Consider the following 13,222-nt stretch of genomic DNA (forward strand, 5'->3'; position numbering starts at 1 on the left):
AAGATGCGGATAACTACTAAGAGTCGTTTATGACAGCGCCCAAAGCACAAGAAATGACAGTAAAGCAAATCAAACAGCAAGTAGCAAGTATGTCTAAAAGCACGGCTAACGATGCTGGTATTCCACAGTTTTGGCTAACCGATTGGTTGCTTTATGTGCTAGCTAAGCCATCTGCATTTCTTATTATGGAAGAGAATTACCAGCTGACGGGTAGTGAGTTTGAACAATTCACTGCTGGTGTGGCCGAGATGCAGCAGGGCGTACCTTTGGCGTATTTGACCGGTCAGCAAGAGTTTTGGTCATTAGATTTTAAAGTGAATGAACATACCTTGATACCGAGACCAGATACTGAGATCTTGGTTGAGCAAGTATTACACTGGATCATGGCTCAATCTGACTCTATGAACCCGCAATCTGATGTTGTAACCAGCGTAGCCAACAAGCGATTACTCGATTTGGGCACAGGTTCAGGCTGTATTGCCATTAGTCTTGCTCATGAGCTAGCGCAAAGCAGGGCTGCTATGGCAAACACTAGCAATGCAAAAGTTGAGGTTGTAACAAGCAGCTGGCAGGTGGTCGCCGTTGATTTTTCAGCGGCAGCACTGGAAGTAGCGCGGCACAACGCCGTCGTTAATAAGATCACGAATATCGAATTTGTCCAAAGCAGCTGGTATAGCGAATTATCTACCGATACTAGGCAGTTATTCGATGTGATTGTCTCCAATCCACCTTATATCGATGAAGCTGATGAGCACCTGGTAGGTTTGCTAGCAGAGCCAATCAGTGCTTTGAGTGCGCGCAATCATGGTTTGGCTGATATTGAACATATCGTTGAGCAAGCCCCGCAGTACCTACGAGCGGGTGGGTTACTAGCTATTGAACATGGCTTCGACCAGGGCGCTGCCGTCCGACAGCTATTTATTGATAATGGTTTTAAGCATGCAAAAACAGTGCAAGATTTTGGTGGCAATGATCGAGTGACTTTTGGGCAGCTCTAGCGAAATTTTCGCCGGTTTAATCGGTTTGGCTAAGGTGAATGATTTAAACGTAAATAGCGGGTCTAGATCCTTTTCCCCAAGCAGATTTTAGTTGCTACAGCTGGTTCAAAATAAAATAGATACATTTGTGTCAGGGTACTACTGGTATAAATTTTTCTTGCTTGCTATTCGCGCGCGTGACAGAGGCTGCGAAAAATTCATAACAGCAGCACTGTATCGTTTTTAAATTGGATTGACTATAGTCAAGCTTTAAATGGCCAGCTCTTAAATAATAGTTTTTAAATGAATACTTTTTTTAAACGATGAATTTGGTAATTAATATGACGCAATTAACCGACGCTGAGCTGTTACGTTATGCCCGACAAGTATTGCTCGACGGCTGGGATATTGATGCCCAGTTACGGCTAAAGTCAGCGCGGGTGGTAATGATAGGCGCGGGTGGTCTTGGCTGTCCAGCTTCTGAGACCCTAGTGCGTGCCGGTCTGGGGCAAGTACACCTGATTGATGATGATGTGATTGAGGCCAGTAACCTACAACGACAAACACTGTTCTTACCCGCTGACATCGGTCAGCCAAAAGCCTTAACGGCGGCACAGATGCTGCAACGGATTAATCCACTTATCAAGGCTCGTGGCACCGTGGCGCGTCTTAGTGAAGACAACGCTTATGAGCTATTAGATATGGTGTCAGGTAAGCCGGACTTGCTGCTAGACTGTACTGATAATTTTGCGACTCGCGATATTATTAATCGTATCAGTGTGCGCTATCAGATTCCGCTACTGTCTGCTTCAGCGATTGCGATGCAAGGTCAGCTGGCATTGTTTGAGCCGCAGTTAAAAACAGGCTGTTACCACTGTGTGTTCGGTGCACCTCATACTGATACAGAGTTTGACGAGCTCACTTGCGCTAATTCTGGGGTGCTGGCCAGTACCACTGCTATCATGGGCAGCTTGCAAGCCAACGCCGCCTTGCAATATTTAGGATTAGCCAAAAATCCCCTAGCAAATAAACTGCTAATATGGGACGGTAGCCAAATGCAGCAGAAGCTGATGGGCTATCGGCAAGATCAGCAGTGTCCGATCTGTGCTGTTTAAGATCTGATAATGAATTCATTAGCAATCGGTTACGGTAGCAGACTCAGCTCATGTATCAAGTGTATGATCTTCACGGCTGTTACTAATACCCGTTTTATATTTAACCCACTGCACTGTATACGTTCTTAACTAATTTCATATGTTCTTAACTAATTTTGCTTACTGATAACAGTTGTCATTTATGAAAACGCATCGTCCTCATTTATTAAAGCATACCTTCAATATCGTTAACCGTGTTTGTCAAACAGCCAGTATCGCAGGGTTGTCTGCGTTAAGAGTGGCAAAAGGCGAAAAGCCTGATGCCAAGCTGTTAAAAGAAACCTTTGAGCAGCTGGGTACCACTTATATCAAAATCGGCCAGTTTATTGCTAGTACGCCATCGCTATTTCCGCGTGAATATGTTGAGGCGTTTCAAGGCTGTTTAGATCAAACCACCCCTTTATCATATGATTATATAGAGCGAGTATTGACGAACGAGTTGGCGACACATGGTCAGACCCTAAGCGATAAATTTGCTCACATCGACAAAAAACCATTGGCATCTGCCTCTATTGCCCAAGTGCATGCTGCGCGCCTCTACAATGGTGATGAAGTGGTCATCAAGGTGCAAAAGCCCGGTGTCGAAATCATCATGCAGACAGATCTGGGGGTATTACACGCCGTCACTAAGCTGTTAGAGCTGCTAATGCCGTCCATGAAGTTTGCCAGTATCGCTCCGATTATCGATGAGATTCGGTTACGTATGCTAGCAGAAACAGACTTTATCGCTGAGGCAAAAAATATTCGTGATTTTCAGCAGTTTTTGACGGTATCAGGTAATACGCGGGTTATAGCACCTGAAGTCTATGATGAGCTGACCACTAAGCGCATATTGACCATGAGTCGATTGCGCGGGGTTTCTATGGTCGATGAGGCCGCCATGCGTCAATATTGCGATGACCCAGCACAAGTGATGGCTGATACTCTAAATACCTGGTTTGCCAGCTTGATGCTGTGCAATAGCTTTCACGCTGATTTGCACGCCGGCAATTTGATGCTGTTAACGGATGGTCGGATTGGGTTTTTAGACTTTGGTATCGTGGGCAAATTAAAAGCGGAAAGCTGGCGTGCTTGTATCGGCATGATGCAAGCCCTGCAAGATAATGATTATCAGGCGATGGCGCACCATATGATCGATATGGAAATGACCCACGGGCGTCATGATGTGAACGCAGTTGATCTGGCCAACGATTTGCAGCGTATGATGCGATCGATCGTAGCGGAAGACGTTACATTCACCAGTGGGGTACCTTTTAATACTAAAGAACAGGCGAATGAGCTCAATAAAATGATGCTTGAGATTGTCGACGTGGGCAAACGCCATGGCATCCATTTTCCACGTGATTTTGCCTTATTGACCAAACAACTATTATACTTTGATCGGTTCATGCGTACGCTGGCCCCTGATATGGATATGTTTAGTGATAAGCGAGTCGCTATGCTGGGACAGAATTAGCCAACAATAATTTCGTAAATCTCATAGTAATCGATAGCAAGGTTAACTGCTGCTTTAGAGTGCTAAGTGCGGTTCTTCCAAAGTTTTCTAACACAAAGGATTGTGTGCTAATCGACACAAATTGGCTCCGTCATGATGACTGAATCTCGCCGCCGTATCATACCCGCCATTACCAACGAAACCGCCATTGCAGGGATAGGACTGTACTGTCTGGCGGTGGTGATGGGCTATGGGCGCTTTTTGTTTACCGCTACCTTACCCGATATTATGACTCAACTGACGCTGTCGACCACCATTGCCGGATGGCTTGCTTCGATCAATTATATTGGTTACTTTATTGGTGCGCTTATTGCGATGTTTGTGCCCCACCGCTTGACCTGGCAAATGCTGATCGTGTGGACCAGTGTGAGTATTATCACCACTATGCTGTTAGTTGTGCCCGAGCTGTCTTTAGGCTCTTGGTATGTCATTCGTCTGCTGTCAGGGGTCGCTAGTGGGGTGGCAATGATTTTGAGTTCCTCATTGGTTATCCAGCGTTTTAGCATCAAGCGTCGTTCAGTACTCTCGACCCTACATTACGCGGGTATTGGAGTGGGTATTAGCGCTTCTGCCATATTGACCTGGTCGCTGTTAACGTTAGGCTATCATTTTGATATTATTTGGCTGGTTGCTGGCATAAGTAGTCTGCCGCTTTTATGGTTACTCTATGCTATACGGCCAGTCATTGAACCCAGTAAGGCCGCCGAGCAATTAGAGTCGCAGTATCAACATCAACATCAGCGCTTTTCCGTGCAACAGACCTATATTAATTTCAAAAGATCGTTGTACGAGGCGGTCGTTGGTCACACCAAAGCCATCTTATTACTGTCAGCAAGTTATGTGCTTGCCGGATTTGGCTATATTACCTCAGCGACTTTTTTGCCGGTAATGGCTGCGCAGCGCCTGACCACGCAGACCTATGCTGGACTGCTCATTTGGCTGGTTGTGGGTATTTTTGCGATGCTATCCCCAATTTGGGGCGTACTTGCTAAGCGCATTGGTGAGATTAAAACCCTGATAGGCTTAACACTACTACAAGCCTTGGGTATGTTTTTGCCCTTATGGCTCGATGGGGCGCTGGGCTTATATGCTAACGCTGCTATTTTAGGACTAACCTTCGTCGGTATGGTTTCTATGACCTTGACTATTATTAAGAATATCAATCCAATCTATTCTAATTTACTGATGGGGCTAGCAACGTTGGCTTATGCATTAGGGCAGTTCATTGGACCGCTAGTGACGGTAGCGTTAGCTGGAGAAAGTGATAATTTTAATGCCGGATTACTGGTTGCCAGTGTGGGTCTGCTTATTGGCGTTGTTTTACTATCACTATTTTGGCGGCAAGTAAGACGTACAGCATAGGATTGAGGATCAGTATTCATCAATCAACGTTCAAATAAAATTTTTGCCTGTCCTCTTATATATTGGTATGGCGCCACTGCTTAGTAATAGCCCAATTAAACCACGCTGCGGCTAAACACTTCCCGCAGCTCAAAGCTAGTATGCACTTGAGCAACACCCTCAATACGATTGAGACGATGTAATAAAAACTCTTCATAGTGGGCCATATCGCGTACCCGTACCTTAATCAAATAATCTTCAGTACGGCCAGTGACGATGCTACAACTAATGACTTCATCGAAGCTTTGTACTTTACGCTCAAATTGCTCAAAGCGCTCAGCGGTATGGCGATCCATACTGATGGCAATAAATACTGCCAAAGGATAGCCTAATTTTTGCGCGTCGGTTTGAGTCTGGTAGCCAGTGATAATCCCAGTGTCTTCCAAACGCTTAATCCGCCGCGCACAGGGAGTAGCAGAAAGATTGACCCGTTCAGCAAGCTCGGTAATGCTCATGCGCGCTTGGGTCTGCAATAGGCGCAATAGACGCTTATCGGTGTCATCGATATCCGGGGGCACTAGGCTGTCGGAATAACTATTTGGCATAATGTGTTAAGTAATTAGAGGATTAAGTTGATTATAGCTATAAAATTAGAATTTATCACTAAAAAATGAATTATATAGCTATAATAAAGCTGTTTTTCACTTCATGAACTTTGCTACTATAATAGTATCAATTTTGACTGTCTTGCACGACAAACGCTGGCGGGCTCATAAACTACCCGGCCAACAATATAACTATTCAGAAATATAAACTATCACCTCTTCTAAGGATTGATTATGTCTGACCATGCCACACCTACTGCCAAAATAGCCCCAAAAAGTGCTGCTTTTGATTTTAATAAATATCGTGCATTTGCTTTTGCGCCATCGTTACCAGACCGTACTTGGCCGAGTAAAACGCTTGAGAAGTCGCCGATATGGGCCAGTGTGGATCTGCGTGATGGCAACCAAGCTCTAATTGATCCCATGACTATCGAGCAAAAAATGCGCTTTTTTAAGACCCTAGTTGACGTGGGCTTTAAAGAAATTGAAATTGGTTTCCCGTCAGCGGCGCAAGTTGAGTTCGATTTTGCTCGTAAATTAATTGAAGAAAATCACGTTCCAGAAGGCGTTACCTTACAAGTTCTGGTTCAAGCCCGCGAGCATTTGATTGCCCGTACTTTTGAGTCCTTAAAAGGCGCAAAACGTGCCATTGTTCATGTTTATAACTCAACTTGCCGTATCCAGCGTGAAAAGGTCTACGGCAAGGATAAAGCTGAGATTAAAGAAATTGCGGTTACCGGTGCTCATTTATTGGTTGAATATGCCGCCAAATACCCTGAAACAGAATGGGTATTCCAGTATTCTCCGGAGAGCTTTAGCCAAACAGAAACTGAATATGCAGTAGAAGTCTGCGATGCGGTCTGTGATGTGTGGCAGCCACAGCATGGCCAAGAAGTTATTCTCAACTTGCCAGCCACTGTTGAAGCGTCTATGCCTAATATCTTCGCTGACCAGGTCGAATATTTTTGCCGTAACCTTGCCAAGCGTGAGCATGTGACGATTAGCTTGCATACTCACAACGATCGTGGCTGTGCTGTCGCCGCCGCTGAGCTTGGTGTGCTTGCTGGCGCCGATCGTATCGAAGGCACATTACTTGGTAATGGTGAGCGCACTGGTAATATGGATATCATGGTCATGGCTATGAATTTATTCAGCCAAGGTATCGATCCTGAACTTGATTTCAGTAATATGAGTGAGATTGTGCAGGTGGTCAGCGAGTGTAATAACTTACCGGTACATCCGCGTCATCCTTATGTCGGTGAGCTGGTATTTACCGCCTTTAGTGGCTCGCATCAAGATGCCATCAAAAAATGCCTCGATTATAATGAGAATCATGTCGAGCAGACCGAAAACGTTTGGGACGTGGCTTATTTGCCCATTGATCCGGCGCATATTGGTCGCAGCTACCAAGATGTGGTACGGATCAATAGCCAGTCAGGAAAAGGCGGGGTCGCTTATATCCTGCAGCGCAACTATGGCTTTAATTTACCGCGTTGGATGCAAATTGACTTTAGCCGGGTGGTCCAGCATCAAGCCGAAACTGCTGCGCGTGAATTACAAAACGATGAAATATTGCAGACCTTCGAAACCACCTATCTACAGCAAGGCAGCTTTGAGCTATTAGATTACAGCGTCAATAACAAAGGTGGCGAGGTTTATTTTAACGGTCAAGTACAAATGAATGGTGAGACCATTACTCTTGATGGCACCGGAAACGGTCCATTGTCATCATTTATCAATGGCTTAGCGCAACATACTGGCAAGTCGCTACATGTCATCAATTATGCTGAGCACGCAATCAATCCACAGCATAGTAATGTTAATGGTGATGGTATTGATGATGATACCAATAGCGATAACAAGACTAATGCTAACGCCGCTGCTTATATTCAACTGAATGTCGATGGTGAGGTCTACTCAGGTATTGGTACCTGTAGCAGTACGGTTTCAGCGATGTTAAAAGGAGCGCTATCAGCCTTTGCTCAAGCACCAAGTTCCACTGCTGCATAACGGCTAATAACTGTCTTATTAAGCCCGTTAATCAAACACTCAGCTGGCTGTTGAGGTTTGCTTAGCCGCGTCAATAATTATAACGCCAGGTCTCCTTGCGGCACGCAAGTTAAGGTCATGGCGTTATTTTTTGCCAGAGGATTATCACTCTCTTTAACCGCTAAATATTTTTCAATGATAAGTTTATTAAAGTATAATTTGAACGTCAGTAGGTGACCTGTTAATTTATGTTTAGACACTAATAGCATAATGTTACTTGTGTTTTTAGGGTCTAAGATTTACGCTGAGGGTCATATTACCCATCAATAGTGAAAAAAGGTTGACCATGGAACCCGTCTCATTTGCCTCATTTACATTAGCCTCTATTTTAGCGTCGCTGCCAGTAAATGGCGAAGCAGTTCAGAAGTCGACGATTACGACACACATTAGCCCCGCCATCGCTGGACAATGGGAGATAGACTTAGGCAGTAACATTAATAATACTGCTATTAACAAGCGTATAGCCCAGTCCGCTGATGCCGCAATCGCTACTGACGAGCCTAAGGTGACAACAGGCCAAACAGATGGATTATTAGATCAAGATGAAAGGCGAATTATTAGTATTGCGCCTAATACTACAAGTGGGTCAGCGTCGAAGTCGACCGAGTGCCGTGAAGTATATAACTTCGGTGCAGACAATGAAATGTGGGCAGTCAGTGGCAAAGAATGGACCTATGGCCGTTATCTAGTCACGCACCGTGAAGAAGGGCTGCCAATTATCGCCATCAAAACTATTTATGACAATAACGAAAAGGACTGTTCGGGTAATCAGGTTGATCAAACTGATGAAGCCCTACTTGCCTTTTTAAATCATGATGGTAATAAAATGCAATGGTGTGCGGATCCTGATGGTAAAGAGTGCTATATGAACTTCAAAAGAGTCTTGCCTTAGCCTACCAAAGGTTGTCTTATCCAATCTCATTAAAAAACCGCTATCGTTGCTGATAGCGGTTTTTTTGATATAGATGTCGATAATCACCGAGCATCATAACAATATACAGATTATGATGCCGCTTTTTCTTTATTAGCAGTCAGCAACTCTTTTTCAAGGTAATGAATATTTTGTGCTTCATTAACGAAATTCTCATCGGCTAAAATCACATCACGATGCAATGGGATGTTGGTTTTTATACCTTCAATGATTAGCTCATCCAGTGCATGTATGGTCTTGGCAATCGCTTGTTGGCGTGTCTGTCCGTGACAGATAAGCTTGCCAATTAATGAATCATAATAACTGGGAATCTCATAACCAGGGTAAAGGTGCGAGTCAAAGCGAACCCCGGCACCACTTGGTGCAAACAGTTGGGTCACGGTACCAGGAGACGGCATAAAGGTAGTGGCATCTTCTGCATTGATACGACATTCGATAGCGTGACCTTGAACTTCAATCTCGCTTTGGCGATAGGACAGACCGTAGCCCGCAGCAATTTTTAATTGCTCAACCACCACGTCAATACCAGTAATCATTTCGGTGACTGGATGTTCAACCTGAACCCGAGTATTCATTTCAATAAAGAAAAATTCGTTATTTTCAAACAAAAATTCAAAGGTACCGGCACCGCGATATTTGACCAGCTCGCAAGCTTTGACACAAGCATCCAAAATTGGCTGACGCACATCATCAGGGATGTCAGGTGCTGGCGCTTCTTCTAATACCTTTTGATGGCGGCGTTGTAGTGAGCAGTCACGATCATATAAATGAATGGCGTTACCGTTACCATCGCCCAGCACTTGAACTTCGACGTGACGTGGGTTCTGTAAATAGCGTTCCATGTAGACGGTGTCGTCACCAAACCACAGCTCGGCTTCTTGTTTTGCCGCTTGGACTTGTCCGATAACTTCATCAAAACGCTCGACCACACGCATACCGCGTCCGCCGCCGCCCGATGCGGCTTTAATTATCAGCGGAAAGCCGATGTTGCGCGCTTGTTCTTCGGCGTTATGTAGGTTTACCGCACCAACGGAACCCGGTACGGTGGGCACACCCGCTTTTTTCATGGCATTAATAGCGGAGACTTTATTACCCATCAAACGAATATGATCAGCGTTCGGACCGACGAAAGTTAATCCTGCTTCTTCGACCCGCTCAGCGAACTCCGCATTTTCAGCTAAAAAGCCATAACCAGGGTGAATGGCATCAGCACCAGTAATTTCAGCCGCGGTTAAGATGGTACTAATATTTAAATAGCTTTGGTTGGCATTAGGCTTGCCAATACAGACAGCTTCGTCAACGAAGCGCAGGTGCATCAGATTTTCATCAGCGGTCGAATAGACGCCAACGGTCTCGATACCAAGCGCTTTGCAGGCGCGTACGATACGTAAGGCAATCTCACCTCGATTGGCGATGAGCAGTTTTTTTATCATGGGGTCATCCTTGTCAAAGCGGCGTTGATTGATTAAATATTTATAATCAATCACAACAAAGTAAAGTGTGGCAGATACCGTTAGGCTTTATAGCGTATGACGGGCTGACCAAACTGTACGACATCAGAGTTTTCCACTAAGATTTCGTCAACGATACCACTTTGGGTGGCTTCAAGGGGGTTCATGATTTTCATCGCTTCGATAATACCTACGGTATCACCCGCTTGTACTTTTTGTCCAACTTTGACAAACGGGGGATCATTAGGGCTAGGAGCGGAATAAAACACACCAACCATTGGTGAGGTCTCAACGCTACCAGGTTTTACGGTTGATTTAGCTGCGGCAGCGACAGGCGCACCAACAGCAGTAGGGGCAGCCATCATCGTGGGAGCAGGGGCATCGTAATGACGAGTAAGACTAATATGCTCATCGTCTGAACTGATTTCTAGATTGACCAGTTCGTTTTCTTCCATGAGGGCGATTAGGGTGCGTATCTTTTCAATATCCATAATTTTAATGAGACCTTGTGCCAAATTTTAAGAAAGAACAAAATTTAAGAAATAAATAATGTAACAAAATATTGTTTAATGGGTTACTAATCATACCTATATTCAAGGCAATGAGCAATCGATGTACAGTTGTTAACTGGAAAAATTTACATATTTTGACGCCAGTATACCTATTAGTAAGAAACGCGCGGTCATTTATCATAGTCTATGCGGCTAACTAGTGCCAGTAAAGGTTATCAGAAACTACCAGAGGCCTTGATAATAAGAAAATGGCGTTAAAAAACCTCAAGGAAAGTATTCATATCACGAGCATCAGCAGCACATTTATGGGTAACCACTGATACTAGCATATGATTAATTAAGCTAAGCCCACATTACTCTTAAGCGTCTTAGTTGGTAACGCAGACGCAGAGTCAGTAAGATAGAAGACAAAAATAGCCCGGTGATTAGCGCCATCCAAAACCCTTGTGCGCCCGTGTCCGTAAAGCGTACTAGATAAATACCAAGCGGCAAGGCGACTATCCAATAACAAAATAGCGTCACCCACATCGGTATAGTAGTGTCCTGCATACCGCGTAGGATACCAGCGATATTGACCTGCCAGCCATCAAATAACTGATAAGCGAGCGCAAAGATTAATAGATGCATGGCTTGTGCGCGTACTTCTAAGTTATCAGTAAAAGCGGCTGCCAGTTGCGGCCTGAACATCCAGATTCCTAGCATACAAACGATAGCAATAAGTACGGTCCAAATAAGCCCCGTTGCTTGCACCTGGCGCACGGCAAGAAGGTTCTTTTCGCCAAAACGGTTGGAGACCATAATGGTCAGCGCCATGGCTACTGAGATTGGTATCATAAACAGCTGCGAGGTCACAGCCAGCGCCACTTGATGCGACGCGGTTGCCAATTCTCCTAACGGACTGATCACCAATGCTCCTAAGCTGAATAGGCTGGCCTCAAAGAAGATAGAAATACCAATCGGTATTCCCAGCTTGAGTAGCTTGGTGATTTGTGCGCGATTGGGCCTGGTGAAGCCGTAGAAGAAGCGAGTACTGGCAAATTGCTGACGCTTAGTAAAGGCGGTATAAGCGGCCAACAGCAACACGTTTATCCATAGCACTATAGCGGTTGCTACTCCGCAACCTGCACCGCCCATTTCAGGCATACCGTACAGACCATGGATAAAAATATAATTAAGCGGGATATCGGCTAACAATCCAATGATACTGATAATAGTCACAGGCTCAGGACGACCAAGTGCCTCGCAGTAACTGCGTAGTACGGCATATACTGCCAAAGCTGGGAAGCCAAAAGATACGCCATACAAATATTGAGTCGCTATAGGCTGAATATTCTCAGGAACACCCATCACACCAAGTATGTTGGGCGCTAGGTTGACAATAACAAAGCCAATAATACCAATGACTGCTGCGGTCCATAGCGACTGCTGAGTGATGTGTGGCACCTGGTCGTGTTTATTTTGACCTATTGCCTCTCCAATAAGAGGGGTGGTGGCAATCAAAATTCCCGTCGCTAATAAAAATAGCGGTAGCCAAATACCAGAACCAACGGCCACAGCCGCTAAATCAAGCGCTGAGACTTGGCCGGCCATAATGGCATCAACGACCCCAAGTGCGGCCTGGCAAAACTGCGTGACTAAGATAGGCAGCGCTAGCACACCCAGTCGTAGGCTGTAGCTTTTAAAATCTTTAAAGGATAAGGGAAAAACCATAGTTAGCAACTTGTCAATTATTCACGGTGGTTATTGCTGATGGACAAATACGGCCATCAACGAATCAATAGCGAGACAGTAAGATAGAAATAGTAAGATAGAAATAGTAAGATAGAAATAGTAAGATAGGAACAGTGCCGGCAATCATACTCCAATAAGACTCAATTAACCCAAACATGCGGTTAATTAGGCCCATATCTTTTGATGGGAAGCAGTCAGTTATTGAAACAGCGGAATATCTAAGGTTTTAGAGTACAGATACTAAAACAAAAATAACCCGTCAATTCAAGGAATGAATGGACGAGTTAATAGTGGACAAGATGGTAAACAAGCCTTGCTATGATGTCAACGGCCGAATGTTCAATACACTCTAATATCTGTCATAGACTCATACCAGTCGCACGGTCTCTTTGTTAAATTGGCTTCTTAACTATAATAACTCTAGCGTCTCTGCCATATCTATAATAGTTCGCCAGTGCTTGGGCTCCAGTGGAATAACCGTTAATTGCTGACAGCCTTTTCTAAGCAATAATGAATCCTCAAGCGCCGGCAAAAACTTGAGTTCTGATAGTGGTAGTATATCGCTAAATGCCTGCTCAAAGGTGACGTCCACCATATACCAGCGTGGTTGTTCTTCAGTCGCTATAGGGTCAAAATGTCGATGCTCAGGGTGAAACTGAGTGGGGTCGGCATAACCGGCCTTGCTAATGGTCATAATGCCTGCGACCCCAGATGGTTTGGCACTGGAATGATAAAAGAATACCTGATCGCCCACTTGCATGTCATCGCGCATAAAGTTACGGGCACGGTAGTTACGCACCCCATCCCACATTTCCGTCTGCATGCGTTGTAGGTCCTTTATTCCAAAAAAACGAGGGTTAGACTTCATCAGCCAATATGCCATTTTTGTTTTCCTATTATTTGTTGTGAGGTGCTGGTCAGCGATTATTATGTAAAATTGTTCAGTTATTAATAAAGACAGCTATTCATTGAGATA

General features: G+C 44.7%; 11 protein-coding genes. 6 read left to right on the top strand and 5 right to left on the bottom strand.

Annotation, left to right across the window (positions count from 1 at the left end; genetic code table 11):
- Positions 1-29: 29 nt before the first annotated feature.
- The 4 genes from prmC (at position 30) to RCH20_RS07765 (ending at position 4,988) form a co-directional block, all read left to right on the top strand.
- Entirely contained in the window at positions 30-998 is a 969-nt protein-coding gene (prmC, locus tag RCH20_RS07750) for a peptide chain release factor N(5)-glutamine methyltransferase (RefSeq protein ID WP_327193171.1), read from the top strand.
- A 320-nt stretch (positions 999-1,318) separates the two neighbouring features.
- Complete coding sequence (locus RCH20_RS07755; RefSeq protein WP_327193172.1) at positions 1,319-2,092, top strand: HesA/MoeB/ThiF family protein; 774 nt, start codon at positions 1,319-1,321, stop codon at positions 2,090-2,092.
- A 181-nt stretch (positions 2,093-2,273) separates the two neighbouring features.
- Entirely contained in the window at positions 2,274-3,587 is a 1,314-nt protein-coding gene (locus RCH20_RS07760; RefSeq protein ID WP_327193173.1) for an ABC1 kinase family protein, read from the top strand.
- Positions 3,588-3,722: 135 nt separating this feature from the next.
- On the top strand, positions 3,723-4,988 hold the full coding sequence (locus tag RCH20_RS07765) for a YbfB/YjiJ family MFS transporter (RefSeq protein ID WP_442793117.1): 1,266 nt from the start codon (positions 3,723-3,725) through the stop codon (positions 4,986-4,988).
- A gap of 95 nt (positions 4,989-5,083) precedes the next feature.
- Here RCH20_RS07765 and RCH20_RS07770 read toward each other — a convergent pair whose 3' ends face one another.
- On the bottom strand, positions 5,084-5,572 hold the full coding sequence (locus RCH20_RS07770; protein WP_327193175.1) for an Lrp/AsnC family transcriptional regulator: 489 nt from the start codon (positions 5,570-5,572) through the stop codon (positions 5,084-5,086).
- Between the two features lie 234 nt (positions 5,573-5,806).
- On the opposite strand from RCH20_RS07770, the gene leuA reads away from it, so the two are divergent.
- Positions 5,807-7,582 carry a 2-isopropylmalate synthase gene (gene leuA, locus RCH20_RS07775; RefSeq protein WP_327193176.1) on the top strand — a complete coding sequence of 592 codons (1,776 nt, stop codon included), beginning with the start codon at positions 5,807-5,809 and terminating at the stop codon, positions 7,580-7,582.
- A gap of 325 nt (positions 7,583-7,907) precedes the next feature.
- Positions 7,908-8,513, top strand: coding sequence for a hypothetical protein (locus RCH20_RS07780; RefSeq protein WP_327193177.1), 606 nt, complete (start codon positions 7,908-7,910; stop codon positions 8,511-8,513).
- Positions 8,514-8,623: 110 nt separating this feature from the next.
- Here RCH20_RS07780 and accC read toward each other — a convergent pair whose 3' ends face one another.
- The 4 genes from accC to RCH20_RS07800 all read right to left on the bottom strand — a co-directional run bounded on the left by accC (position 8,624) and on the right by RCH20_RS07800 (position 13,129).
- On the bottom strand, positions 8,624-9,985 hold the full coding sequence (gene accC, locus RCH20_RS07785; RefSeq protein ID WP_209957651.1) for an acetyl-CoA carboxylase biotin carboxylase subunit: 1,362 nt from the start codon (positions 9,983-9,985) through the stop codon (positions 8,624-8,626).
- Positions 9,986-10,065: 80 nt separating this feature from the next.
- A complete protein-coding gene (accB, locus tag RCH20_RS07790) occupies positions 10,066-10,494 on the bottom strand; it encodes an acetyl-CoA carboxylase biotin carboxyl carrier protein (RefSeq protein WP_327193178.1) in 429 nt (142 codons plus the stop codon).
- Between the two features lie 363 nt (positions 10,495-10,857).
- Positions 10,858-12,225, bottom strand: coding sequence for an MATE family efflux transporter (locus RCH20_RS07795; RefSeq protein WP_209957647.1), 1,368 nt, complete (start codon positions 12,223-12,225; stop codon positions 10,858-10,860).
- A 430-nt stretch (positions 12,226-12,655) separates the two neighbouring features.
- Entirely contained in the window at positions 12,656-13,129 is a 474-nt protein-coding gene (locus RCH20_RS07800) for an EVE domain-containing protein (protein WP_327193179.1), read from the bottom strand.
- Positions 13,130-13,222: the final 93 nt, after the last annotated feature.

The sequence above is a fragment of the Psychrobacter sp. PL15 genome (assembly GCF_035984995.1).
Classification (GTDB): Bacteria; Pseudomonadota; Gammaproteobacteria; order Pseudomonadales; family Moraxellaceae; genus Psychrobacter.

Coding starts and splice junctions, on each gene's coding strand:
- RCH20_RS07755 (WP_327193172.1), top strand. CDS start 1,319: ATGACGCAATTAACCGACGCTGAGCTGTTACGTTATGCCCGACAAGTA.
- accC (WP_209957651.1), bottom strand. CDS start 9,985: ATGATAAAAAAACTGCTCATCGCCAATCGAGGTGAGATTGCCTTACGT.
- RCH20_RS07800 (WP_327193179.1), bottom strand. CDS start 13,129: ATGGCATATTGGCTGATGAAGTCTAACCCTCGTTTTTTTGGAATAAAG.
- RCH20_RS07765 (WP_442793117.1), top strand. CDS start 3,723: ATGACTGAATCTCGCCGCCGTATCATACCCGCCATTACCAACGAAACC.
- prmC (WP_327193171.1), top strand. CDS start 30: ATGACAGCGCCCAAAGCACAAGAAATGACAGTAAAGCAAATCAAACAG.
- RCH20_RS07780 (WP_327193177.1), top strand. CDS start 7,908: ATGGAACCCGTCTCATTTGCCTCATTTACATTAGCCTCTATTTTAGCG.
- RCH20_RS07770 (WP_327193175.1), bottom strand. CDS start 5,572: ATGCCAAATAGTTATTCCGACAGCCTAGTGCCCCCGGATATCGATGAC.
- RCH20_RS07795 (WP_209957647.1), bottom strand. CDS start 12,225: ATGGTTTTTCCCTTATCCTTTAAAGATTTTAAAAGCTACAGCCTACGA.
- leuA (WP_327193176.1), top strand. CDS start 5,807: ATGTCTGACCATGCCACACCTACTGCCAAAATAGCCCCAAAAAGTGCT.
- accB (WP_327193178.1), bottom strand. CDS start 10,494: ATGGATATTGAAAAGATACGCACCCTAATCGCCCTCATGGAAGAAAAC.
- RCH20_RS07760 (WP_327193173.1), top strand. CDS start 2,274: ATGAAAACGCATCGTCCTCATTTATTAAAGCATACCTTCAATATCGTT.